This window comes from Acidobacteriota bacterium (assembly GCA_040754075.1).
In the GTDB taxonomy this organism is placed as follows: Bacteria; Acidobacteriota; Blastocatellia; order UBA7656; family UBA7656; genus JBFMDH01.
On sequence record JBFMDH010000001.1, the window covers coordinates 399,656 to 424,394 of the forward strand.

Below are 24,739 nucleotides of genomic sequence, written 5' to 3' on the forward strand. Positions count from 1 at the left end.
AAATGATGAAAAAAATTTTTGCCACTGCGGATATTGGAACCCCTGCGCTCAACCGTTTGCGCGAACTCGGTTATGCGGTCGAAGTTTACACGGAAATCGAACCGCCTCCACAAGCTTTAATCATCGAAAAAATTCAAAGCGGGATTGACGGGCTGATTACCACGTTGCGCGACAAACTCGATGAAACGGTTTTTGCGACGGGCGCAGGAACCCTCAAGGTTATCGGGCAAATGGCGGTCGGCATTGATAACATCGACCGCGAGGCGGCAAACCGCTACGGCATTCCGTTTACCAACACGCCGGATGTACTCACCGAAGCCACCGCCGAATTTGCGTTGTTTATGATGGGCGCAGTGTCGCGCAAACTCTATCCATCGGAAAAACTCGTGGAAGAAAACCGTTGGGGTTGCTGGCACCCTTACCATCCGTTTCTCGGTGATGAAGTCACAGGCAAAACGGTTGCGGTCATTGGCGCGGGACGCATTGGCAAAGCCTTTGCCAAAAAGTGCATCGGGTTGGATATGGACGTGCTGCTCTATAATGCGCATTCACGCGATGAGCGATTCGTTGAATTTGCGGCGCGTGAAATGCAACTCCGGTTCGATGCGGGCTTTTCGCGTCGTTTGCATCGTATCGCTTATGTTTCGTTTGAGACGGCGTTGCGAGATGCCGATTATGTGAGCCTGCATCTGCCGCTCAAAATGCCCGGTCAATCCGATACCCCGACCTTTCAGTTAATCAATCAGGGGGCGCTTGAGTTAATGAAGCCGACGGCTTATTTGATTAATACCTCGCGTGGCGCGGTTGTCGATGAGCGCGCGTTATATGAAGCGTTGCTCAACAAAAAAATTGCCGGGGCGGCTCTCGATGTTTTTGAAAAAGAGCCGTTACCGAAGGATAGTTTTTTACGCGATGGGCGATTAAAAGACCGTTTGCGCCTTTTTCATCATTTCGCGTCGGGGACGCAGGAAACCCGGCTTTCACCCGACCCGGATACCGGAATGGCAGGTCGCGCCGTGCAGGGGGTGATTGATGTTCTGGAAAATCATTACCAAGGCGATTTGACGGCAATGCCTTTTGTGGTCAACAAAGAAGCGTTTGGCGAAAAGTAATCATCCGGCTTTTGCCACCTGATGCCGAAAGTCATTGGGGGATTTTCACTTGAATTAACCAACCGGTATTGGGGAGCTAATATGGTTCAACCAAATCCAAAACGCAATCGGTTGTTGCGCTTTTTGAAGCGACTGCTCACCGCGCCGCTGGTTTTTATAGCGGCAATATTCATTCTGCTTGAAGACTGGTTATGGGACGATCTGGCGCGTTTGGCTGCGGCTATCGGGCGGTTGCCGATTTTTCACCAGATTGAAAATCTGATTTTGAAACTGCCGCCTTACGCGGCGCTTTTCATGTTTGCCGCACCCTCCCTTTTGCTGTTCCCGATTAAACTGCTGGCGCTCTATTTTATTTCGCATGGACAGGCGACGCTCGGCATGGCAACTGTCATCGGCGCGAAGTTCGCAGGCACGGCGCTGGTAGCGCGCATCTTTACGCTCACCAAACCTAAGTTGATGCGCATCAAATGGTTTGCCCGCCTGCACGATTGGTTCATCGCTTTCAAACATCGTATCTATGGTGCCATCAAAGCGACCGTTCTTTATCGGTTCACGCATCGCAAACTGGCGGCTTTGCGCCTGGTTTTGAAAGCCTGGATGGGCAAACGCCGCAGTTTTTTGCGCAGGCGTTGGCAGGCGGCAGTCAAATTGTTTCGCAGACAAAAACAATTGCAGGATTGAGGCAATCGCTTATTGCCCAGTCAATTTTTTTATAAAAAATATTCGGCATGTTTTTACAGATTTTGTCACTAAGGTTGTAGAGATGAATCGGAGGTGACGGAAGATGGCGATTAACTGGCTGGACGCTGAAACCTGGACACACAGTCCGCAACGCGGGTGCGTTTTTGAAGAACGATACAAGGGCAAATTATTCGATTCGGTTTTATCGCGCAATATCCACCCGACACAAAATCACTTTTTAGCTTTGCATTTGCGCGTCTTTTTGAAACCGGTTACCGGACAAACAACACAGCGCGATTTCAATAATCGCAGTTTCCCGATTAAAGAATGGACGCCCCAGGAATGGAGCAGTTTTACCAGTCAGTTTACCCGCCAGAGCTATCTTTGGAACAACCGCTTCTGGTTGATTCCGCCGAAATATTTCTCTCTGCTGGACGACAAATACGGCGGACGCGCCGTGCGCCCGAATATCAAGTGTCATTTAGCCGTAGAGGTGACCAATGCGGCGGGAAATGCTCATCGCACCATTGAAGTGGTCAACCTTGACCTTGCCGCCTTAGCCAGCCAGACCGGTAATAAAAATTTTGGCAGCGGGACGTTTCGCTCCTCGGATCGTCATTATGATTCATTGGATATCAAACCGCGTGACACACATTACACAGATGACCGGGGAGTCGAACACACCATTGAAAATTACTACACCATTGCCCACGAAATCGGACATGCCATTGGCTTGGGGCATGTCGGGGTTTTGAAATCCACGCCTCAGTGCGTCTTTGCGGTGGCTTTACGCAAGAACGGCGCTAGAAATGTCAGCAGCCATTTGAGCAACGGTTCCAATTCGCCAGTCTGTTACGGGCGATTCGATTCGCAAGGGCTTGCTGAAAACATCATGGGACTCGGCACCAAATTTGAAGAAGTCAACGCCGAGCCTTGGGTGAAACGTATCGGAATGCACACCAACACATCACTTCGGGATTGGAAAATTTCGCTGTCACACACTTCGCCGCAATCGGTGCGGTAGCTTTGATAATGGTTAGCGCCCCGTCGAGCCACCGAGTGAAATTGGCAAAATTGCAAACCCAAAGGGACACCGGTAAAACTTCAACGGCTCATTCTGACCCTCAGCCGCTAATCGCGTCTGCCCGAGTGTGAAAAGCTTCGCGCATCGGTTAAAATCTCCAGTGATGAATGATCAATTACACCTCGATGTTTTAGCTGTAGGCGCACACCCTGATGATGTCGAACTCGGATGCGGGGGAACGCTTGCGAAACTCGCAGCAATGGGCTACCGCGTTGGCATACTCGATATGACACGCGGCGAAACCGGAACCCGCGGCACTCCCGAAATTCGCGCTCAGGAAGCCGAAGCCGCCGCCAAAGTTTTAAACCTCGCCATTCGTGATAATCTCGAACTCCCGGACGCGCACGTCTGTTTAAATGATGAATCGCGCGTCCGCATGGTGAGAAAAATTCGCCGGTATCGCCCGCGCATCATGTTTACCCACTTCTGGGAAGACCCGCACCCCGACCACGTCAACACCTGCCGGATTGTCCGTGAAGCGGCGCATCTGGCGGGGCTTGCCAAATATGACGACGCCTCAAATCAATTGCGCCATCGCCCGAACACCGTAGCGCATTTCATGTTTCCACACACCATCACGCCAACTTTTATGGTCGATATTTCCGAGTACGCCGAACAGAAACGGCAGGCGGTTTGCTGCTATCGCTCGCAACTCTTTGACGCCAGCAGCAAAGAACCGCAAACCTATCTGAGCGATGAAAAATTTGTTCAGCGGCTGGAATCAAAAGACCTCTTTTTCGGTTATACCATTGGATGCGATCAAGCCGAAGGTTTCGTCGTACGCGAAGCCCTGAACGTCCACGACCCGGTCGATTTACTCACCCGAAAGATGAGCATGTACTCATGAAAGTCGAGAGTCTGGAGTCTGGAGTCCTGAGTCTCAGGATCACCGGCATACATTCGATTAACCTTAAAGTGTAAAGCGGGGGAACAAAGCAGGAGAAAATGCATGGCTACGTTCACGAAATTTGAAGACATTAAAGCCTGGCAGAAAGCCCGCGAAGTTACGCGAACGATTTATGAGTTGACCGCTAACGACCGCTTTGCAAGAGACTTTGGTTTGCGCGATCAAATTCGCCGCGCAGCGGTTTCAATTATGGCAAACATCGCTGAAGGGTTTGGCAGGCATTCCGATAAAGAGTTTTCCTATTTTTTAAGCATGTCTCATGGCTCGATTGCCGAAGTGCAATCACATTTATATATTGCCCTAGACCTGCGATACATTGAGCAAAAAGATTTCTCAATGCTTTATCGTTCACTTGATGAAACTTCACGCATGACACTCGCATTGGCTCAACATCTGAGAAAGCCTAAACCTTAATTCGGAAATAAATTTTGAAAGGACAGACTCCAGACTCTCGACTCTCGACTCCAGACTTTTATGAAAATCGGTATTACTTGCTACCCATCATACGGCGGCAGCGGCATCGTTGGCGCGGAACTCGGAGTTGAACTCGCCAAGCGCGGTCATTCGGTGCATTTCGTCAGCTACGCGCCGCCCATGCGACTTGGCAACGAAGAACGCGAAGGCGTGCAGTTTCATCCGGTGGATATGTTCACCTATCCGCTGTTTGAATATCCGCCGTACACCGATGCGCTTGCCTCGAAATTGAAAGAGGTGGCGGTTCAGGAAAAACTCGATGTGCTGCACATGCATTATGCGATTCCGCATTCGATTAGCGCCTACCTGGCGCGAGAGATGTTAAAACCCGAACGTTACCTGCCGACGGTGACCACTTTGCATGGCACAGACATTACCCTTGTCGGACGCGACCCGTCGTTTCTGTCCATCACGCAATTTGGCATCGAGCAATCGGACGGGGTTACGGCGATTTCAAAATATTTGCGCGCGGCGACCTGGGAGACCTTTTGTATGGGGTGCGATATTCAGGTGATTTACAATTTTATTGACGCTGATTATTACCATCGCGAGCCGCACGAAGCGTTAAAAAAACAGATTGCGCCGAAGGGCGAAAAAATCATTTTACATATTTCGACCTTTAGACCGGTGAAACGCATCGGTGATTGTATAGAAGTGCTGGCGCGTATGCGTGAACTTGAAAACGGCTCTGGTAGCCGCTTTGGAGTCAAACTGGTGATGTGCGGCGATGGTCCTGAGCGTGATGATGCCGAAGCGTTAGCCGATAGTTTGGGCATCAGCGAATGCGTGATTTTTGCCGGCAAACAACCGCAATCGGTGATTCGCGATTACTTGTCGATTGCCGATTTGTTATTGCTGCCAAGTCTCACGGAATCATTTGGATTGGTGGCGCTGGAAGCAATGGCTTGCGAAGTGCCGGTGATTGCCACGCGCGTTGGCGGCATTCCCGAAGTGGTTGTCGAAAACGAAACCGGCTTTATGTTCGAGGTCGGCGATATTCAGGGAATGGCAGAAGCCGCTTTGAAAATTTTAAATGACCAAGCCTTGCAGGAGCGCTTAGGACGACGCGGTCACGACCTTGCGGTTTCCGAGTTCACCACCGATAAAATCATCCCGCAATACGAAGCGCTTTATGAAAAACTGGTGCGCGAACATGCATAATCGCTGGTGGTTTAAATTCTGAATAGAGCGTGAGCAGGTAAAATCTGCTTAGAGCAATTTGCAAAAGAGTTTACTCAGCCTCTGTTGAGAGAGCGAGCTTTGACCGCGACTGCCTGACGACGCGGTCAAAGCTCGCTTGTTCAACCTCAGTAAATCGTATTGCAAACGGCTCTAAACTCGATCATCGGCGAGTTCCGCTGACGGTTGAAGAAAGGTTAAGCCTGTTTTGCGCCTTCGAGAAATTTTTCTACCTCTCTGGTGGAGCGCAACCACAATACATTTTTGTCAACTGCCTTCTCTTGAAGCACCTTGATAACTTTCGGGCGGGTTCGATTCCGGTAATTCAATATCCAAACGATAAATTCAAAACTGAGCTTTTCCAGGCAGCCTTCAGCCATATCCGGGCGACGCTGATTTCGGTATCGCGCCCAGCGTTTGAAAATCCGCCATAGACAAATCAGCGGCGCAATATCCAAAAAGATGATGGTGTCGCAAGCCTCAATGCGTAATTCAAGCGTCCCTGAATAATTGCCATCCATAATCCAGGCGTCGCGCATCAACAATTCTGCAAGTAAGCGTTTCCATTCGGGCTTGGGCATTTCAACCCATCCCGCTTGCCAATACAGCGAATCCAGATGAATGACTTCAATTTGGAGAATCTTGCTTAATTGCCTGGCAAAAGTTGATTTGCCCGCCCCGCCCGAACCAATAATCAAAATCTTGTTCATGATTTCTTAACCGGTGATTATTTCTTGCTGTGTTCTAAGGTCGCCCTTATTCAAACCCGATGAAAACCGGTTCAGGCGTGAGTTCAACGCCGAAGCTATCGAGGACGCGGGATTTGATGTGGTCGGCAAATGCGATGACTTCGCGGGCAGTGCCGCCGCCGCGATTAATAATCGCAAGCGCGTGTTTGCTTGAGGTGCCGACGTTGCCAAAAATTGTACCGCGCCGGATGCCTGCGCGTTCGATTAACCACGCGGCTGAAAGCTTCACTTCGCGACCAGCGCCGGCAAAAGCGGGCATCTGCTCGCCCGCTTGTAAAAATTTTTCAGCACGTTTGCGGATTTGTGCAAGCGCCTCCTGGCTGACAACCGGATTTACAAAGAATGACCCCACACTTTGCGAATCGGGGTCATCCGATAGCACCATCGCTTTGCGTTTGCGAATCTCGTAAACCGCCTGGCTCACCTGCGCAAGACTCGGTTCGCGCATTCCCTGTTCATCAATAAATTTTTTCAACTCTGCATAATGAATCTGCGGTTTGCCGCCATGCAATAATTTATAGGTCACTTTGGTAACCATGAAACGATGGCGGTCGCGATGTTTGAAACGGCTGGCGCGATAACCGAATTCGCAGTCTGCGGCGCTGAGTTCAACAAGCGCGTTGGTCTGTAAATCAAACGCTTCGACCGTAACAATCGTTTCGCTGACATCCTGCCCGTAAGCGCCGACGTTTTGAATCGGGGTTGAGCCGACATTGCCGGGGATACCCGATAGACATTCAACTCCGGCTAGATTTTTGGCGACGACCAACTCGACAAACGCGCTCCAGTTTTCTCCCGCGCCAACCGTCACCAAAGTTTCAGGCGAAGGCGAATTGGCGAACTCAGTGGGGGTTGGCGAAAATGCAATGCCGCGAATGCGATTATGAATCACCAATCCTTGAAAGCCCGCATCGGCAACCACGATGTTGCTGCCGCCGCCGAGGACGAATACCGGCAAATTTTTCGCGCCCGCCCAGCGCACTGCCTCAATTAAATTTTCGGTCGTGTTGGCTTCGATGAAATACTGCGCCGCCCCGCCGATTTTTAAAGTCGTGAAAGGGGCAAGCGAAATATTTTGTTGGATGTTTGATTCAACGAATGACAAAGGTTTTTCCTGATTCAAATTTTCGCTCCGGGTTTTAATAGCTGCTGCAATGTCAGTTTAATGCGCTCACGGAAAACTACCAGGTTCGCTGTGCACATTGATTTCCCCTCGGATGCGGCGGATGCGGACAGATGATTCGCCAATATCCAGGTCTTTCACTCAATTCAAAAACAAGGGATTCAACTTCACCAAGCGAGTCGCTCATATTTTTGTACGCCATCTCGCGCCAACCCTGATTTTTATTCAGACTACATTGCCTATTCGCATTCAGTCCAGATATTATTGCGCCGCTATGACAGAAGAAACGACAGCAAAAAAAGATACCAGAGATAAAATTATCGGCGTGGTTTTCACCTTGGTGTTGTTCGTCGTGTTAGTGTGGTTGATTTTGTACCTCACGATTGAGCCGGTTGCTGAAACTCAATGAAGGTTAAACTGAGCGACACGGAATCCGTCACCGCCGTCACTTACAAAGCCAATCGACGAAATCAATTTGGCATCACTTTGCTTTTGGGACACGGCGCGGGCGCTGACCAAAACAGCGAGTTTATGGTCACTTTTGCCAAAGGCTTGGCGGCGCGTGGCGTCGATACCGTGACATTTAATTTTCTCTACACCGAGATGGGACGCAAAGCGCCCGATAGACCCGATAAACTCGAAGCCTGTTACCGAGCCGTCATTGATGCGGTGTTGAAAAAATCAACCGGCAACCGCTTATTCATCGGCGGCAAATCAATGGGTGGGCGCATCGCTTCGCAGGTCGCGGCGCAATCGATTGAACCGGTGAGCGGTCTCATCTTTCTCGGCTACCCCTTACATCCGCCCGGTAAACCTGAACAGTTGCGCGCGGCGCATCTTCCCAACATCGGCAAACCTCTGCTGTTTGTGCAGGGCGAACGCGATGCCTTTGGCACACCCGCAGAACTCGCGCCGGTACTGAAAAAACTGAAACCGGCGGCAACCGTTTTTCCTATCCCGAAAGGCGACCATTCCTTTGGCGTTCCGAAAAAAAATCCGATTCCGCAGGCGGAAATTTATTCAATGGCAATGGATGAAATTGTCGGTTGGTTAATCAGCGTGTGAGTTATCTGTAAATTTCGTTGAAGAGTTTTTCGGCAAGCGGGGAATTGAGATTTTGCAGCATTTTATATTCATTCAAAGCTGCCGCGTGGTCGCCCACCAGTAAATGAATCTGTCCGAGTTTATAGTGCGCATCGCGAAATTCCGGGTTGATGCGAATCGCCTGCTTGCAGGATTCAATGGCATCTTTATAACGTCTGAGCTTTCGGTAAGTGACGCCCAGTTGCAAATACGCATCGGCAAAATCAGGGTCAATGCGAATGGCTTCTTTATACGAACGCACTGCGTCTTCGTGAAAGAGCAAATTGGTATAAGCAATCGCCAGATTGTAATGCGCGTCGGTGAAATTGGCATTGGCGCGAATCGCCTGCCTGTATAGCGTGATGGCTTCTTCAAAATGTCCCTGCCGATGATAAATCACCCCCAGGTTGTAATATGCCTCCGAATAATCGGGATTGCGTTCAATCGCGTCTTCATAGGCTTCGATGGCTTTTTCGGTCTCCTGCATTTTGCTGTAGATGATGCCCATTTTGTAATAGGCTTCGGCAAAATCGGGATGAATGTTGACGGCTTCCTGAAATGACTGCAAAGCATTTTCAAGGCGTTCGAGCCGGTAATAAAGTGTGCCGATTTGAAATTGAATTTGCGGCGAAGGAATGCCATAAACCTGGGACTTTTCATAAGCCGCGATGGCTTCTTCGGCGTGTTCAAGATGTTCGTAAGCGACGCCCATATCGTGGTACAAACGCCCGTCACCGTTTTGAATCGCCACTGCCCGTTTATATGCGCCGATGGCTTCTTGATAACGCCCGGTTTGCAGGTAGATTTCTCCAAGCCCTTTATGCGAAGCGTGGTCGTCAGGTCTCAAGGACAAAACTTTTCGGTAAGCTTCGATAGCCTGTTGATAATTGTTGATGGAGGTATACAGTTTGCCGAGTTTTTGAAAAGCATAGGGGTCATCGGGCGCAAGTTTTGCAGCCTGTGTGAACTGTTGAATCGCGCCTTCATATTCGTCTTTTTCAAATAGGCGGTCGCCAAGCTCGATTGCTTCCTGCAAGAGCTTCTTTTCTTTACGACCTTTGATGAAGCCGAAAATTTCCATATGCAATAAAAATTCTGGCTGAAACCTCTTACTGTGTTGTTGATTGATCTCGGTGAGGGCGAGCAACCTACATTGCCAATACATCCGGGGATAATACGATTGCTTCCGAGTTTAATTTATTCCGTAACGCGGGCAATGTCGAGAGTAATTAACGAAAAAATGTAAGGGGCTTGCGAGGTCGTAGGTTAGCGAAAATCACCCGGATTTTTTCTATTTTTCCGCTAGAAACGGTTTGATGTGTGGATAGGCTTCATCAACCGCCGAGGACAATTGCCCGATCATATATTTAAATTCCGGCAAATCAACAAGACGGTCATGCGCTTCGATGCGCGCGTAAAGCGATTTATCCGAAAGCGCGAATTTTACCGTATCCATCTGATCGTTCAGTTCCAATAATCTGGTGGTGAGTTCCTGAGAGAGACTTAATTCCTGACGACTCGCCAAGTCAACGAACATAAACAGCGATTCGCCGATGGAACTGATATTGACGGTGAAAGTTTTCAGGTTTTGCCCTTCAAATTGAATCTGCCAGATGCCTTCCTGAAGTTTGGCGTATTTGTACCCGGATTTATTGAGCAAATCGACAATTTTTGCGATGCCCGTAAGCGCAGGCGGCGCGGCGGGCTTGCGGTTTTGTTGCGCAAAAGTTGAAAAAGTGAGTGCCAGGCTGAATACAATAATCAAAAAACCTTGAAGAAACTGTTTCATCCTTATGTCCTTTTATTCGCAAAGCCTTTGCGAACATTCCAATTTCAATATTCTGCAAACCCTATTGAAAAATCGCGCCCATATTTTGACCGGCATAACCGGTCATTTCCAAATACCCGCGCCCGCCGACGACCTGCGCCCGGCTCGTGCCTTCAATACTGACGCTGCCTTCCCAATAAGTGACACCGGTGCTTTCGGTGGTTTGCAGTTCCTGATTACCAAAAGCCGCCCGCACAGTCAATCGTAATTCCAGTTTAGGAATTTCTATGAGCCATTCTGTCGGGTAGGTTGCCTGACTTACCTGCGACGACCAATTTGTGCCCGTCGGTTTCAAGGTGAATTCGCCAAAGGCAATGCGGGTCGCGCGCCCGTCTGCGTCAATCAACGTGCCGCTTGAATGTTGGTCAATCGAGCCGTCTTTACGGCGGATTTGAAAAAGCATCAGTTCGCGCCGGTCATCAAGTTGAATCGAAAACCAATCCCAACCGATTTGATTTTCTTCCAGAAAACTGGTGCCGAATTCGTGATCCATCCAACTGAGACCGGTGAGGTCAAAAGTTTCACCGTCAACCGTAATCGTCCCCGTGGTGCGCATTCGCGTAAGCGATACATAGTGCGAAGCGTTGCCAACTTGCGCGCCTTTTTGACTGATAGCATTTTCGCCGTGGATGATTTCGGTTTTTTCAGGCGTAAGTTGCAACGCGAGTTTGTAATTTTCACGTTCAGCATCGAGCACATGGGTATTGCCATCAAGTCGCGCCTGCCAGTCTTCATTCCATACGCGATAGCTGTTTGTGTCTGCGCCAGCCCAGCCGACGCCTGCGCGATTCAACCGCTCGAATGAATAGAACTTTTGATTCTCAATATCTGAAATACAGAAATGCGTCATGTACAAATCGCGCACTGCCCAACGCGAAGGATTTGCGGTTTGCATAACGACGCCGCTTCTAAAAAAGGTGAGTTGATAACCGAAACGTCTGCCGGTTTTTGATTCGAGGTTACCTGTGTAATACCACCACTCGATTTTGTAATCCGAGTGTGAAGCGTGGTCACGCGGAAATGAATAATTGTAATTGCTGCTCGCTTCGCGCCAGCCATCAGCATTGAAACTGGCGCGCTCTGAGGTGGGTAATTTGTCAGCCCTGTCGGTGCTGGCAGCCGGATAGTTTGTCAGTACCGCCTGCGGTAGCGGGCGGGTAAATTTCGCCAGTCTACTACTGCCGATTTGCGCGACTGCAAACCCCGCAACGCACAAAACCGGAACGCCTAAAATTGTTAAAAGCTTTTTCATCATTCGTAATTCAATACCTCGACCCGCGAGGCGCGCGCCGCCGGATAAAGACCGGCGATTGCCGTGACCAGTAAAATCGCGACAGCCGATTGCAACAAAAACAGTAATGGAAAACTGAATTGAATCGTCCAGCCGAACGATTGCACATTGATGACGTAAATCAACACCAGCGACATTAATGTGCCAATGATTGCGCCGATAGCTTCGCTTACGACTCCTATCAACAACGCTTCGATGACAATCATGCGGCGAATTTGCGAACGCGATGAACCTAAGAAAGTGAGCATCGCAAGCTCTGCCCGGCGCTCCAAAATCAAGGTTATCAACGTTGAAATTACGCCAAGCCCGGCAACCACAATGGCAATTAATTCCAGCGCATAAGTGATTGCAAAGGTGCTGTTGAAAATTCGCATGACTTCGTTGCGAATCGTTGCATTCGTGGTGATGATGAGTTGAAATCGCAATCCAACGGTTTGCGCCAGACGGTCGCGCGCGGCTTCCGTGTCTTCACCGGGTTTTAAATAAATCGACAGACTCACCGGACGAACCGGCGTGAAATATTTATCGTGGGTTTGTTTGTCCATCGCGATGGTTCCGCGATTGCTCGAATAGTCGAAATAGATGCCGATGATTTTAAATTGTTGTGTTCCCTGGTTGGTTGCGAGTTCGACCGTGTCACCTACCGCTTTTTTAAACTTCAAGGCAAAACTTTCGGTAACGATGATTTCATCTTTGCCCACCGCATCAATCATTCGTTCGCGCCCGTTTGCAGGCGATTTGAAAAGCAACCGCCCATGTCGCGCAAAGATGGAAAAATCGCTTGAACCCAGTGAAATCAGATTGCCCTGATAGGTTAAAGATTGCGAAGCGTAAGCATGCACTGCATCAACCGCCGCGTCTGCCTTTATCATTGCCAACGCCTGGTCATTGATTTCGCTGTCAACGGTTGTTGAACTGCGTATGATGGGGCGCGCGAAAATATCCGCGACCAGCGATTGGTCAACCCAGTAGGTGACGGTTTCGCGGAAACTGCCAATCATAATCGAAATCGCCACCATCATCGCGAGACTTACGGACAAAGCGGCTACGGAAATCGAGACCCGCGGAATTGCCCCGCGCAGGTTGGCGCTTGCAAGTTTGGCTTCGACGGCAAACCTGCGAAAAAGTTTGCCAATCCCTCGTCCGAGGAATTTGCAGGCAGCCAGCAAAGTTTGCGGCACCAGGAATGCGCCGCCAAACATTAATGAGACGGCTGCCAGATAACCGAAAAGCGGCAACCCATTCACGGCATCCAAACGACTGAATACAAAACCTGCGATGAATAAAATTGCCGCGATAATCAAGGTTTTGGGCGAAGGATTGAAACTTGCTGCCAGGCGTTTTGCGCCGCGCAGGGCTTCAACGACGCGCACCCGCGAGGCTTCCATTGCAGGCATCAATGCTGCAACCAGCGCGAGGGCTAAAGCGATAACGAACGCCAACAGCGCGTCCATCCAGGTCAAACTGTTGTGCGCCGCGGATTCGGTTGCCGCCGATGCGATATAAAAGGTGTCAACCGTAGTGGCAGTCGCGCGCACCGCAAAATTCGCCATTAACCTGCCGATGCCAAGACCGATAATGGTTCCAACGATGGCAAGCAAAATGGCTTCACCGAGAAAGAGCGCAAGAATCGCGCGGCGAGAGGCGCCGATGGCGCGCAGCGTGCCAATCTCTTCGCGGCGCGCGAGTACCGAAATCGCAATCGTGTTGTAGATTAAAAACAATCCAACAAACAGCGCGATTGAACCAAGCGCATTCAAATTGAAATGAAATGCGGCAATCATTTTTTCAATCTGATTGTAGGTTGCGGACGGTCGCGTGACCTGCAAACCTTGTGGCAAACGACCGGCAATTGCCGATTCCGCCTGTTCAATCGTTATCTTGTTTTTCAATTTCACGTCAACGCGGTCAAGATAGCCCAGGCGATTAAATGCGAGTTGTGCGGCGGCAATATCCATCAAAATGAAATTGCCATCCAACGTCTTCGCGGGACCTTCATCGCGCAGCATGCCGCGAATCACAAACTCGCGCTGCGTATCACCGATGGTAAGCCGGAGTTTGTCGGCGATTTTTAAATGATGTTTTCGGGCAAATTTTTCGGTGATGATGATGGATTGCGCGTCTGTGAGTAAAAACAGAAAATCGCGGGTGGTAATCTCTGTTTCATTCGCGCCGATGTCGAGTAATTGATAACGCCTGAGCGAACGATCACGCAAAATATCTACGCCAAGAATATGCACAAATTCGGAGAAGTCAGGAGTCCGGAGTCTGGCGTCTGGAGTCGCGATGCCGGAAGTTGAGGACTGAGTTTCTGTTGTTGGAATGGATGATGCCTCAGCAGTGATGAGCGGGTTGTTACTATTCTGACTTCTGACTTCTGACTTCTGACTTCCTGTTTGTGACTCCAGACTCCTGACTCCTGACTCGTGACTTCCTGTTTCTGAATCCTGAATCCTTGTCGAAGCGAGCGCGTAACCTTCGATGACCGGGCTGATGTCGCCGTACTGGCGCAGCCAGTCGAGTTCGTTCAATTGGGTTTCATCGAACCTGCCGGCGGTGCCGCTGATTTGAATGGAAGTTTCTCCGGCGATGGACTGAGTAGCGGTTTTGAATGAATCAAGCGCGCTCATATTCGCAAGCCGAATGGCGATCATCACGCCAACACCCAGGCTGATGCCGAGCGCCGTAAAACTCGAACGCAATTTTTCACGCGCGAGGGCGCGAATGATGAACCGCTTAAACAGGCTGAAGTAGACTTTCATAATCGGTAGCCGGTAGCCAGTAGTCGGTAGCCAGTGGTCGGTAGCCGGTGGTCGGTTTTAATCAATCGAAAATTCTTTCTATGATGGGATTCATAAATTTCACTTTCGCTGACTGCCAGTTTCTGATGACCGGCTACCGGCTACCGATTACCGACCACCGATTCAATCAATCCATCGCGCAGGCGAATTACCCGTTTAGCAAAGCGCGCGGCTTCTTCCGAATGCGTTGCCAGAATAAAAGTTACCTTGAGGTCGCGATTGATTTCCGCGAGCAATTGCATGACCTGTTCGCTGTTTTTGCTGTCGAGGTTGCCGGTCGGTTCATCTGCCAGAACAATTTGGGGATTGGCAATCAGGGCGCGGGCAATTGCCGCGCGCTGCATCTCGCCACCCGATAATTCTGCGGGATAATGCGTAGCGCGCTGCGCCATACCGACACGGGTGAGCAATTCTTGAGCGCGCCGGTTGGCGTCGCCTTCGTTTGCGCCATCGAGCATCAATGGCAAGGCGATGTTTTCCAGGACGGTCAAGGTCGGTAACAGATTGAAGAATTGAAAGACAAAGCCGATTTTTTTGCGGCGAATGGCGGTCATCGCTTCTTCGTTTAATGAATCGAGTTGGATGCCATCAAGCGACACGGTGCCGCGAGTCGGGCGGTCGATGCCGCCGAGTATGTGCAGCAAGGTCGATTTACCGCAACCCGATGGTCCCATCAAGGCGATAAAATCGCCGACTTCGGCTGTGAGACTCACGCCTTTCAGCGCCGCTACTCCACCGCGCGCCCCTTCATATATTTTTTCTATATTCGAGACCGTTAAAATAACCAAGTCGATTCTCACCTGCTTTGAATTAAAAACGAAGTATTACGTCCGTTACGACAACAGGCAAGGCAAGGTGAGAAACCAGGCTGAATGGTTTGTTTTAGCAATGAGATTGATTGCCCATCGATGTGCATACACCGGGCGCGACAAGGATGTCCCGGTGATCTGAAAAGACTATCGTAAATGCGCGATTTGTAGTTGAATCGGCTGGTGAAATGCAATGGATATTCACGAGAAAGTTTTTCCGGTATTTAGGTTTTACATCTCGGCGGCGTCAGATTAAAATAGCCGCCGCTTCAGAAATCACCTCAAGGCAGAAACCACCATGGAACATGCAACGCCAAAGACACTGATTGAATTGTTGAAACAGGCGACCAAAGCGCAATCGAAAAAAGCGGTTCTTCGTTACAAACAGGATAAAAAATGGATTGGCATAACCGGCGAAGAGATGTTCGAGCGGGTTCGCGATCTGGCGCTTGGTCTTTATGACCTCGGCATTCGCAAATGGGATAGAGTGGCGGTGCTTGCCGAAAGCGGCCCGATGTGGACGATGAGCGATTATGCGATTTTATCAACCGGCGCGATTAATGTGCCGATTTACCCGACCCAACCGGTTCATCAAGTCGAATACATCCTCCGCGAATCGCAACCCAAATTGATGTTCATCTCGAACTTGAAACAGATGAAGCGCGTCGCTGCAGCCTTAAAGAAATTTCCTGACCTGCGCATTGTGCCGTTTCAACCCATAGATGATGGCGAACACATCATTCCGGTTGAAAGCGTCGAAGCCGCTGGCGCAAAACTCCGACAAGAAAAGCCCGGACTGTTTGATGCCATTTCAACTGACGTGCAGGGCAAAGACCTGGCTTCGATTATTTATACTTCGGGAACCACAGGTGAACCCAAAGGCGCATTGCTTACGCACACCAACATCGTTTTCAATGCGATTACCGCAGGAAAATTATTTAACCTGAAAAACGATGATGTGATGCTGTCATTTTTACCGCTTTCGCATATTTTTGAGCGCACGGTTTTGTACCTGTGTTTGTATTATGGGGTACAGATAAATTATGCAGGGGGGATTGAAACGGTGGCGAATGACATCAAAGAAGTGCGACCGACGTTGATGTCAACGGTGCCGCGATTGATGGAAAAAATCTTTGCGCGAATGCAAAAGACGGCAGCCGATGCCGGTGGTTTCAAAAAGAAAACCTTTGACTGGGCGATGGCAATCGCCAAAGATTCTGCGCCCTACCTGGCTGAAAATAAATCGCTGCCACTCACGCTTTCATTAAAACGCAAAATCGCGGATAAACTGGTCTTCAAAAAATTGCGCGATGCGCTTGGTGGACGCATGCATCAACTGGTGTCGGGCGGTGCGGCATTGCCGCCGGACATCGCGCAGGTCTTTATCGGCGCGGGGGTTCCGGTTTTACAGGGCTATGGACTCACGGAAACCTCGCCGGTCATTGCGGTCAATTCGCTCAAGCATAATCGCATCGGTTCGGTCGGGCATCCGTTGCCGAATGTTGAAGTGAAGATTGCCGAAGATGGCGAAATCCTGACGCGCGGCGACCTGGTGTTTCAAGGCTATTTCAACAAACCCGAAGAGAGCGCCGCCGTTTTCACTGAAGGCGCGGAGAGCCAACGCTGGTTTAAAACCGGCGACATCGGCAAACTCGATAAAGACGGATTTCTTTACATCACCGACCGCAAAAAGGATTTGATTAAAACTTCGGCGGGCAAATACGTCGCGCCGCAAATGATTGAAGGACTGTTTGCGCAAAGCGAATATATCGAACAATCAATCGTGATTGGCGACAAACGCAAATATGTTGCAGCGTTGATTGTCCCTGAATTTGAACGCCTGAAAGATTGGGCGAAAGAGCAGGGCATTGATACCAAAAACAAAGAAACGTTGATTGAAGACAAGCGCATCGTTGATTTAGTGAAGCAGGAAGTCAACCGTTTAACCAGAGGACTCGCGGATTACGAAAAGGTCAAACGCATCGCGCTACTTGCCAAAGAGTTCACCATTGATGGCGGCGAATTGACGGCGACTTTAAAAGTGCGCCGCCGCTTTGTCGAAGATAAATATCAACATGTTATCGAAACGCTCTACCCGACGGGCAGTGAATAAATCTGCCTGGAAGGATAAAGGGCTTTTGTCCTGTCCAACTAATCAAGGTTGATTCCGGGTTATGCCGGTTCCAACTTTGACCTGTGCTTTTCGCCACCAACCTTTTGTGGCAGACAATCCGGGCTGTCCCCGCAATTGCTCAATAGTTCTTGCCATCTGGACTGTCAATATTGCCTGCCAGGTTCCGCGCACCGGACAGCTTGATAAAGCTAAGGCGTGGCAATAACCATGGGAAAATCTCTTTCCAAACCTTCTTGAACGGTTATCAGTGATGAAGCAAGCAGCGGCGCTTTCTTTTTCAGGTAGGTGATTGCCGTATCAGATGAACGGAGCGCAGCGAGCAACAGGTTCATATGGGAATCTAATGCCCATATAGTAGATTTCTCCTTGTTCTTTCCGACGGCTCTGTCAATAAACCCCTGGGGTTTGGCGCGTTTCAAAACGATTTTCTGATAGTGGGCAATCAGGATAGACGTATCGCGTGCAGGTCTGCCGGTCACTGTGATGGGACCTTTGATGGGCTTACTTTTCTTTAATCTGTTGTCGTTCGTATAAACGAACTCAAGCATCAATTGGACGGTTAAAAGGTCGTCCCAATCGCCGCTCTTACCGACTCGATGGGTTACATTGACGAAACGGTCGCCGCTGTTATCTTGGTCAACAAATGCCATACTAAATCTCCTTCTGGGTTATTAGTGCAACCCACTTGGTAAATTTTTATTGAATCGCTCAAAGTCATAGCCGCTAGTTATTTCTCCATCGGGCGAGATGGCACTCGCCTGATTACTTAACAAAGCCTCACCAACTGTTGGTTTATGGCTCAGCTATTGCGCCACCAACGCGCATAGACTAGGAAATTTTTTCAGGCAATGTAACTGGGTATTTACACAGGTCGGTTAAACTAACTTATTGCGAAGCGCCTTAGCGACGGCTTCGGTTTTCGAGTGGACTTGCAGTTTGCTGTAGATGTTTTGCAGATGAAAAGAGACGGTGCTGACGCTGATGTTAAGTTTTGCGGCAGCCGTTTTATAACTGTGACCTTCAATGATGAGTTTTAATAATTCGCTCTCTTGCGGGGTCAATTGATGCGAAGCTTTTTCAGGAGGCCGGAATTCGCGAAACAGTTTGACGACGCGCCGCGCAATATCGGGTGACATCGGCGCGCCACCCGATGCCACTTCTTTCAAACTTTCCAGCAAGCGTGCCGGTGGCGTATTTTTTAACAAATAACCCGAAGCCCCCGCGCAAAGCGCATCGAATACCTTTTCGTCATTGTCATAAACCGTAAGCGCCACGATGGGCAAATCGGCAAAGCGATTTTTCAAAATGCGAATGCCTTCAATGCCGCTCATACCCGGAAGTCCTATATCGGTTAGCACCACATCGGGCGGACTGTTTTTAATCGACCGCAAAGCCTCTTCCATGGTGCGAAAGGACGCCGTACAACGAAGTCCCGGCGAGCCGTTGATTAACATTGCCAAGCCTTCGCGCACATCGCGCAGGTCTTCGATGAGTATGACATTGATGTCAGATTCGCTTGGCAACAATCGGATTTTCCTCTTTTCAGGAGTTATCGTTTGCAGTGTATATCGAAATCCTGACTTCGTCACCTGTGTGTTTAGATAGGTCGGATAAAATATTTTCACCGGCATGGATTAACGCGGAATGGTTAGCGTGATGGTGGTTCCTTTGCCACAGGTTGAAGCGATGTGGAGATTGCCGCCTAAACTTTCGGCGCGACGACGCATATTGATCAGTCCGTGCCCATCGCTTGATTCATTGATTGCAAAGCCTCGCCCATCATCTTCAAGGATTAAAACAAATTGATGGCGTTCGCTGCGAAAGTTGATGTTGATACGCTGACAAGCGGAATGGCGCACCGCATTATTGAGCGCCTCTTTAAAAATCAAAAATAGATCACGGCGAATCTCTGACCCCAGTTTGATGTTAGCTTCACTTTCGGGAGCTTGAAAATTACAAGCGATGCCACGCGAAGGCAACAGGTCTTCTGCGAGTCGCCGCATTCGTCCGATTAAATCAAACAGGCTGTCTTTTCTGGGATTGATTGCCCAGACGATGTCGCTCATTGAGGAAACCGATTCGCGCGAAATGTGGGCGATAGCAGAGAGCGGATTTTCCAAAGCCCTTGCTCCGGGGCTTAACTGCGCGTTGGCGACTTCGCTCAAAATCGCAATCCGGGTTAAGTTCGCGCCGATGTCGTCGTGTAAATCGGCGGCGATGCGCGTGCGCACACGTTCTAACTCCAGCAGCCGATTGACGCGATAACGGATGAGCGTGTAAATCAATAGACCGAGCATCAATGCCGCAAGCGTCAAAAACCACCAGCGTTGCCAGACGGGCGAAAGCACACGAAATTCAATCGTGGCGGGCGTTGGGCTAACCAGACCATCAGAGTTGATGGCGCGCACCAGAAAGCGATAATCGCCTGGTTTAAGGCTCGCATAATTTACTGTGCGTTGGGTGGTGAGGGGTTGCCAATCGTTATTTGCGCCTTCGAGTTTGTATTGATACTGAACCAAATCGCCCGCTGCAAAGGTGAGACTGCCGAATCCGATTTCAAGTTGATTGCGATTGGGAGCAAGTTCAAGCCCGCTCATCGCCGTTTCGCCGATTTCTGAAATCCGCCGTACTTCTCCAAAAACCTTAATTTCATTGATAAAAATCGGCGGAACGGTTTGCGCAGACGGGGATTGCGGCAACAAACGTGATACCCCCGTGCTTGTGCCGAACCAAAATGCGCCGCTGCGGTCACGGTAGATCATATTGACCTGGTCGTTTGCCAAACCATCACTTGAGGTAAAGCGTTTTACATTGCCGGTATCGAAATTGATGTAATTCAAGCCGCGATTGGTCGCCACATAAAATTGATTGGGTCGGTCTTCGGCAAGACAAAGCACCGTATCGCTTGCCAGTCCGTTTGCGGTTGTGTAGCGAGTGATTTGCAGAATGTCTGCCGAAGGATTTTCAATTTTGCTTAACCCACTTTCAGTGCCGACTACCCAGAGCCGCCCTTGCGAGTCGGAAAGGAGTTGGCGGATTTCGCCTGAAGGCAGGCCATCTGCTGCCGTAAATGAGGTGAACCGCCCGTTGGCATAGCGCGCAATGCCGCCCAGAACAAAGCCTACCCACAGGTTGCCTGCATGGTCTTCGCGCATCGTTACAGGGAAATTTCCGGCAGGTAAGCCATCTGCTTCCGAGAAAATTTGGAATTTGCCGCTGGTTCGTTGCCAGCGGGCGATTTGCGTTTTACCGCCAATGGCTATCCATAAATCTCCGCTCTTGTCTTCGTAAGCGCTGACCAGATAATTGACCGGCAATCCGTCTTTGACGGTGTAATGCGCGATAGGCGGTGTATTGAATAGTTCTTCCAATCGAGCGGTTTTGGCGAAACGATACAGTCCGTTTAGCGTCGGCCACCACCATTCGCCTTGATGGTCTTGAAAGGGCAGTTGTCGAAGGTATTCAAAAGAAGATACGCCATAAGGGCGCGGCTTTACCTGTCGCGACACAAACCGGCGACCATCGAATTTGTCAAAAAACATGGTCTGCGAATTCAGCAGGGTACAGACACCGATTTCACCGCTATGGGTTTCGCTGATGAAATGGACATCGCGAAAACCCAAACCATCGGCTTCCGTATAGGTGGTAAAACCGTTATGCGCCAGTTGAACGGCTCCATGCGCCGTGCCAATCCACAAATTGCCGCTGCGGTCTTCATTGAAAGACCAGACGCGCAAATCGCGCAGATTTTCGGAACCAAGCCATTTGCGAAAACGCTTTTCCCCTTTGAGAAATTCATAAACGCCGCAATCGGCTCCCGTCCACAATCTGCCGTCTTGTCCTGTAAACACGGCATTCAATGGCGCGCAAGCGATTCCGTCTGTCACTCCAAAATGTTTGATAACCGGCGAAGACGTTGAAGCGGAGGTTTGCGAAATTTGCCAAAGCCCTGAACGCGCGCCTGCCCAAATGTGTTGTTGACTGTCAATGGTTATTGCCATCGAATTCTGAATCGATAGATATCCATTGCCAATCAATGTCTCGGTTCGACCATCAGCAAAGAGGCGAAAAATATGGTTGCGCGAGGCTATCCACAATGTGCCCGCTTGATCTGCAAGAATGCCGCGAATCCGATGGTCTTCCGGGTCAGAGCTACGAATACCAAGATCAATCGGTCGAAACGTCAGTTGTCGATTGCTGATTTCGATGCGGTATAACCCGCGACGCGTGCCGCACCAGATGCGCCCAGCCGGGTCTTCATATAAAACTTTGATGGTTGCTGCGCGTTCATCCACATTCGGGCGATAGACTGAAAACATTGGTCGGGTATTTGCAAAGTCGGTGATTTTCTCCTGTGGCAAAGGGACGCCTTGCGGGTCAAACAGACAAAGCCCTGCGCCGGTAGCGACCAAAAAAACTCCCTCACGAGTTTCCAGAAAATCGTCTACCCAGTTGATTGGCAAACCTTGTTGAGTGGTGTAATTGGTAAAGCGGTAGCCATCGAAACGCGAGAGTCCATCTTCCGTACAGAACCACATAAAGCCTCGCGAGTCGCGAACGATACGGCTGATTTTATTGCTGACCAATCCTTCGGCGGTGGTGTAAACCCTGATAGGTAATTGTTCGGCGCGGGTTTCAATGACAAGCAACAACAGTAAACCGATTAGCAAAATGAAAAAGCGGTAACCGACTGTTTTCTCTCTGGTTCTCAAACTTTTCCGTACCTCAACAATTATTATCGAGTTTAGCAGAATATGATAATGCAACGATTCTAAAGGTAACTGTGCGGGGATTCAATTGACCGCCTTACGAATAAAAAATCCGCACTTTGTTATTAACGTCATCACCGTAAGCCGGGTGATTTAACATCAATACTTCAAACAATCGAAATCGCCCTCATCATCTTTCCCCTCAATATAGCAATAGACAATTCACCGGTCTGTATCTGTTCAGATGAAGATTATTTTTTGTTTTGTGGCGTATCGGCTGAATTTATTGAATGCAAACGGACACCCTGGAAAGTGACGTTGCATTCTCTGCTTTTCATTCCTGAAATCTCTTGCTACCTTTTGTCAGTACAGATTCAAATCGGTCGTCGCTGGGGCGACAATTGAATCCCATTTTCGGAGCGCTTTGAATGAAGTTATCGACGCTGATCGGGCAGACGCTCGACGAAAAATATTTTATTGATAAACAGCTTGGCAAAGGCGGTATGGGCGCGGTGTTTCTCGCTACCCACATCGGCACAGGTCGTCCGGTCGCCGTCAAAGTCATTGCGCCGCAGTTTATGACCAACGATGAATTCGTCGAACGGTTTAAACGTGAAGCCAAAGCCGCAGGTCGTTTGCGTCATCCCAATGTGGTCAATGTTACCGATTTCGGGTTCGCTTCGCTTTCTGCAAATCGCCTGGCTTATCTGGTGATGGAATATTTAGATGGCTGTTCGCTCGGCGATATTCTCGCAGAAGAGCGCCGCTTGCCGGTTGAATGGGTGGTCGATATTTTGGAACAGGTCTGTTCGGCAGTTGACGAAGCGCATAAACAGGGCATCGTCCATCGCGATTTGAAACCCGATAACATCTGGCTTGAACCCAATCGTCGTGGCGGGTATACGATTAAGGTTCTGGATTTCGGGCTGGCGAAACTTGGCGACCCGACATCTCCCGACACCGCATCGCAAACGAACGCGGGCGAATCTCTCTCCGCCAATTCTCTGCCACCGCAAACCGGACAGGAAACCCAGGTCGGATTAAACGACCAAGCCAACACCATCGCCCAGAGTAAACAGACTCAGGTGATGGAGGTGAACACGGTTTTTCAACCCGTAAACGATGAAGAAGCGCAAACCCGCATCAGGCATCAGGAAGCGCAAACTCATCTGTTGGAAAATGCCGAAACCCTTGCAGGTGAAGAAGCGGTTACTCAGTTGCATCAGGATTTCGGCGGCGCGGCAACCCGTTTGCAACAGGTTTCAGCCGATGAGACCGAAACCCGGATTTTTTCACCCTCCGGTGATGAAGATGCGGAGACCCGAATTATGCCAACCCCTGGCGAGCGCGGCAGCACCACCAACAGCCTGAATAACGCGGCTTCAGTGAAATCCGGCGGCTTGCACAGTGATTGGTACGTCAGTTCACTTGCGGATTCGACCGATGGCTTAACGCGGGTTGGGTCGGTGCTCGGCACGCCGCTTTATATGTCGCCCGAACAATGCGCGGGGATGCCACTTGATGCGCGAACCGATGTGTATAGCCTCGGCGTGATTGCTTATCAAATGCTCACCGGCACGACCCCTTTTGAAGGCGATATGGTGACGGTGATGAAACATCATTCGGAAACCAACCCGCCACCATTCAAGGAAAAGCAGATAAAGACCACCCGCAAGCGCAAGTATCAGATTCCCAAACGCACGGAAAAACTGGTGCTTTCGGCGCTTGCGAAAAATCCTGACGAACGACCGCAATCGGCTATGGCATTTGCCGATATGCTCAGAACCAGCGCCGAAGGCGCAGGCGCGCTGTTTCGTCGGGCAGTGGCGCTTTACGGCGAATACTTCAATAAATTCTTCATTGTCTCTCTGCTGGTAAATATTCCGGGCGTGATTCTTCTCGGACTGCAAGTGCTGTCAACGATTTTGCTGAGAAGTTATGATGTTCAACACTGGAAAGTCATCACCACGGAAAGCGCCTTTTCGCTGGTTAAAATTGTGTTGAGCTTTTTTTCCACGTCGGTGCTTGCAGGGGTGACGGTCTGGCTGGTTACGCAATTGATGCTTGCGCCGCTTCGCCCGATTCGCATTCGCAAAGCCTTTGCAGCGGTTAAGAAAAAAGCCCGTCCGTTTTTTAAGACCTCGGCAATGGTCAGTTTGCTCTCGATGCTCGGTTTGATTTTGTGTCTGGTGCCGGGATTTATTTTGATGACCTTTTATGTGCTCACCTTGCCGGTCGTGATGATGGAAAATGTATCGGGACGCGCGGCGATGCGGCGGTCAAAAGAATTGGCGAAACGTTCACTGGGCACGGTTATTTTCGTCGTCCTGATTCAGTTTGGTATTCCGTTTATCTATTCAGCCGTCATCAATTCAATGATTGTCACGATTGGCAAAACCGCGCAAATTGATCGCATCATTCAACAACGCGCCATCGATATTTTCCGGCTTCCGGTTGATATTCTGCTCATTCCATTGGTGGCGATTATGACCGCTTTGTTGTATTTGAAAATGCGGCAGGCAGGCGGCGAAAACGTCAATGAATCGCTCAGCCGTTTTGAAGAAGAGGACGCGCCGCAAACCAAATGGCAGAAACGCATGCGCGACCGCGTGAGCATTTCAACCCAACCGAGTAAGTGAAAATAACCGGCAGTAAGCAGCAGGCAGTAGGCAGTCACAACTATCGCAAATCAATTTTTTCCTTTGTTGAGAAGCGGCATTTGACCGCGACCATAAACTCGTTGACTGAATGTCATTGGTCACTCGCAACTTGCCA

General features: G+C 49.8%; 20 protein-coding genes. 10 read left to right on the forward strand and 10 right to left on the reverse strand.

What is annotated here, in order from left to right; all coding sequences use genetic code 11:
• The first annotated feature begins 2 nt into the window (after positions 1-2).
• The 6 genes from AB1757_01610 (at position 3) to bshA (ending at position 5,419) form a co-directional block, all read left to right on the forward strand.
• Positions 3-1,112, forward strand: coding sequence for a D-glycerate dehydrogenase (locus AB1757_01610; GenBank protein ID MEW6125733.1), 1,110 nt, complete (start codon positions 3-5; stop codon positions 1,110-1,112).
• 81 nt (positions 1,113-1,193) lie between these two features.
• Positions 1,194-1,793, forward strand: coding sequence for a hypothetical protein (locus AB1757_01615; protein MEW6125734.1), 600 nt, complete (start codon positions 1,194-1,196; stop codon positions 1,791-1,793).
• 103 nt (positions 1,794-1,896) lie between these two features.
• Positions 1,897-2,817, forward strand: a complete 921-nt coding sequence (locus AB1757_01620) for a hypothetical protein (protein ID MEW6125735.1) — start codon at positions 1,897-1,899, stop codon at positions 2,815-2,817.
• Between the two features lie 163 nt (positions 2,818-2,980).
• Entirely contained in the window at positions 2,981-3,724 is a 744-nt protein-coding gene (gene bshB1, locus AB1757_01625) for a bacillithiol biosynthesis deacetylase BshB1 (protein ID MEW6125736.1), read from the forward strand.
• A gap of 102 nt (positions 3,725-3,826) precedes the next feature.
• Positions 3,827-4,198, forward strand: coding sequence for a four helix bundle protein (locus AB1757_01630; protein MEW6125737.1), 372 nt, complete (start codon positions 3,827-3,829; stop codon positions 4,196-4,198).
• 60 nt (positions 4,199-4,258) lie between these two features.
• Positions 4,259-5,419, forward strand: coding sequence for an N-acetyl-alpha-D-glucosaminyl L-malate synthase BshA (bshA, locus tag AB1757_01635; protein ID MEW6125738.1), 1,161 nt, complete (start codon positions 4,259-4,261; stop codon positions 5,417-5,419).
• A gap of 215 nt (positions 5,420-5,634) precedes the next feature.
• On the opposite strand, the gene AB1757_01640 is transcribed toward bshA, so the two are convergent.
• Together AB1757_01640 and AB1757_01645 are read right to left on the reverse strand one after the other, a co-directional pair.
• Positions 5,635-6,147 (reverse strand): DNA topology modulation protein, encoded by a 513-nt coding sequence (locus tag AB1757_01640; GenBank protein ID MEW6125739.1) that lies wholly within the window; start codon positions 6,145-6,147, stop codon positions 5,635-5,637.
• A gap of 46 nt (positions 6,148-6,193) precedes the next feature.
• Positions 6,194-7,291 carry a UDP-N-acetylmuramate dehydrogenase gene (locus AB1757_01645; protein MEW6125740.1) on the reverse strand — a complete coding sequence of 366 codons (1,098 nt, stop codon included), beginning with the start codon at positions 7,289-7,291 and terminating at the stop codon, positions 6,194-6,196.
• A gap of 292 nt (positions 7,292-7,583) precedes the next feature.
• Between AB1757_01645 and AB1757_01650 the strand changes: the two genes are divergently transcribed.
• Positions 7,584-7,718 (forward strand): hypothetical protein, encoded by a 135-nt coding sequence (locus tag AB1757_01650; protein ID MEW6125741.1) that lies wholly within the window; start codon positions 7,584-7,586, stop codon positions 7,716-7,718.
• Positions 7,715-8,374, forward strand: a complete 660-nt coding sequence (locus AB1757_01655) for an alpha/beta fold hydrolase (protein MEW6125742.1) — start codon at positions 7,715-7,717, stop codon at positions 8,372-8,374. The genes AB1757_01650 and AB1757_01655 overlap by 4 nt, the downstream gene beginning before the upstream one ends.
• A gap of 1 nt (position 8,375) precedes the next feature.
• Here AB1757_01655 and AB1757_01660 read toward each other — a convergent pair whose 3' ends face one another.
• From AB1757_01660 to AB1757_01680, 5 genes are all read right to left on the reverse strand, one after another.
• Positions 8,376-9,473, reverse strand: coding sequence for a tetratricopeptide repeat protein (locus AB1757_01660; GenBank protein ID MEW6125743.1), 1,098 nt, complete (start codon positions 9,471-9,473; stop codon positions 8,376-8,378).
• Between the two features lie 210 nt (positions 9,474-9,683).
• On the reverse strand, positions 9,684-10,181 hold the full coding sequence (locus AB1757_01665) for a hypothetical protein (GenBank protein ID MEW6125744.1): 498 nt from the start codon (positions 10,179-10,181) through the stop codon (positions 9,684-9,686).
• A gap of 61 nt (positions 10,182-10,242) precedes the next feature.
• Complete coding sequence (locus AB1757_01670) at positions 10,243-11,475, reverse strand: lipocalin-like domain-containing protein (GenBank protein ID MEW6125745.1); 1,233 nt, start codon at positions 11,473-11,475, stop codon at positions 10,243-10,245.
• Positions 11,472-14,273 (reverse strand): FtsX-like permease family protein, encoded by a 2,802-nt coding sequence (locus tag AB1757_01675; GenBank protein MEW6125746.1) that lies wholly within the window; start codon positions 14,271-14,273, stop codon positions 11,472-11,474. Before AB1757_01675 ends, AB1757_01670 begins: the two co-directional genes overlap by 4 nt.
• Positions 14,274-14,413: 140 nt before the next feature.
• Positions 14,414-15,100: an ABC transporter ATP-binding protein gene (locus AB1757_01680; GenBank protein MEW6125747.1), complete on the reverse strand. Its 687-nt coding sequence runs from the start codon at positions 15,098-15,100 to the stop codon at positions 14,414-14,416.
• A gap of 319 nt (positions 15,101-15,419) precedes the next feature.
• On the opposite strand from AB1757_01680, the gene AB1757_01685 reads away from it, so the two are divergent.
• Positions 15,420-17,234 carry a long-chain fatty acid--CoA ligase gene (locus AB1757_01685; protein ID MEW6125748.1) on the forward strand — a complete coding sequence of 605 codons (1,815 nt, stop codon included), beginning with the start codon at positions 15,420-15,422 and terminating at the stop codon, positions 17,232-17,234.
• A gap of 209 nt (positions 17,235-17,443) precedes the next feature.
• Here the strand turns inward: AB1757_01685 and AB1757_01690 are convergent, their stop codons facing one another.
• From AB1757_01690 to AB1757_01700, 3 genes are all read right to left on the reverse strand, one after another.
• A complete protein-coding gene (locus AB1757_01690) occupies positions 17,444-17,905 on the reverse strand; it encodes a hypothetical protein (GenBank protein MEW6125749.1) in 462 nt (153 codons plus the stop codon).
• Positions 17,906-18,130: 225 nt separating this feature from the next.
• The gene (locus tag AB1757_01695; protein MEW6125750.1) at positions 18,131-18,778 is read right to left on the reverse strand and encodes a response regulator transcription factor; all 648 of its coding nucleotides are present in this window, start codon (positions 18,776-18,778) and stop codon (positions 18,131-18,133) included.
• A 111-nt stretch (positions 18,779-18,889) separates the two neighbouring features.
• Positions 18,890-21,967, reverse strand: coding sequence for a two-component regulator propeller domain-containing protein (locus AB1757_01700; GenBank protein ID MEW6125751.1), 3,078 nt, complete (start codon positions 21,965-21,967; stop codon positions 18,890-18,892).
• A 425-nt stretch (positions 21,968-22,392) separates the two neighbouring features.
• On the opposite strand from AB1757_01700, the gene AB1757_01705 reads away from it, so the two are divergent.
• Positions 22,393-24,603 carry a protein kinase gene (locus AB1757_01705; GenBank protein ID MEW6125752.1) on the forward strand — a complete coding sequence of 737 codons (2,211 nt, stop codon included), beginning with the start codon at positions 22,393-22,395 and terminating at the stop codon, positions 24,601-24,603.
• The last annotated feature ends 136 nt before the right edge of the window (positions 24,604-24,739 follow it).

Bases quoted from the DNA above. Each gene is read 5' to 3' on its own strand.
- AB1757_01685 (MEW6125748.1), top strand. From the start codon at position 15,420: ATGGAACATGCAACGCCAAAGACACTGATTGAATTGTTGAAACAGGCG.
- AB1757_01610 (MEW6125733.1), top strand. From the start codon at position 3: ATGATGAAAAAAATTTTTGCCACTGCGGATATTGGAACCCCTGCGCTC.
- bshA (MEW6125738.1), top strand. From the start codon at position 4,259: ATGAAAATCGGTATTACTTGCTACCCATCATACGGCGGCAGCGGCATC.
- bshB1 (MEW6125736.1), top strand. From the start codon at position 2,981: ATGAATGATCAATTACACCTCGATGTTTTAGCTGTAGGCGCACACCCT.
- AB1757_01615 (MEW6125734.1), top strand. From the start codon at position 1,194: ATGGTTCAACCAAATCCAAAACGCAATCGGTTGTTGCGCTTTTTGAAG.
- AB1757_01640 (MEW6125739.1), bottom strand. From the start codon at position 6,147: ATGAACAAGATTTTGATTATTGGTTCGGGCGGGGCGGGCAAATCAACT.
- AB1757_01705 (MEW6125752.1), top strand. From the start codon at position 22,393: ATGAAGTTATCGACGCTGATCGGGCAGACGCTCGACGAAAAATATTTT.
- AB1757_01620 (MEW6125735.1), top strand. From the start codon at position 1,897: ATGGCGATTAACTGGCTGGACGCTGAAACCTGGACACACAGTCCGCAA.
- AB1757_01675 (MEW6125746.1), bottom strand. From the start codon at position 14,273: ATGAAAGTCTACTTCAGCCTGTTTAAGCGGTTCATCATTCGCGCCCTC.
- AB1757_01690 (MEW6125749.1), bottom strand. From the start codon at position 17,905: ATGGCATTTGTTGACCAAGATAACAGCGGCGACCGTTTCGTCAATGTA.
- AB1757_01665 (MEW6125744.1), bottom strand. From the start codon at position 10,181: ATGAAACAGTTTCTTCAAGGTTTTTTGATTATTGTATTCAGCCTGGCA.
- AB1757_01630 (MEW6125737.1), top strand. From the start codon at position 3,827: ATGGCTACGTTCACGAAATTTGAAGACATTAAAGCCTGGCAGAAAGCC.
- AB1757_01670 (MEW6125745.1), bottom strand. From the start codon at position 11,475: ATGATGAAAAAGCTTTTAACAATTTTAGGCGTTCCGGTTTTGTGCGTT.
- AB1757_01650 (MEW6125741.1), top strand. From the start codon at position 7,584: ATGACAGAAGAAACGACAGCAAAAAAAGATACCAGAGATAAAATTATC.
- AB1757_01655 (MEW6125742.1), top strand. From the start codon at position 7,715: ATGAAGGTTAAACTGAGCGACACGGAATCCGTCACCGCCGTCACTTAC.
- AB1757_01660 (MEW6125743.1), bottom strand. From the start codon at position 9,473: ATGGAAATTTTCGGCTTCATCAAAGGTCGTAAAGAAAAGAAGCTCTTG.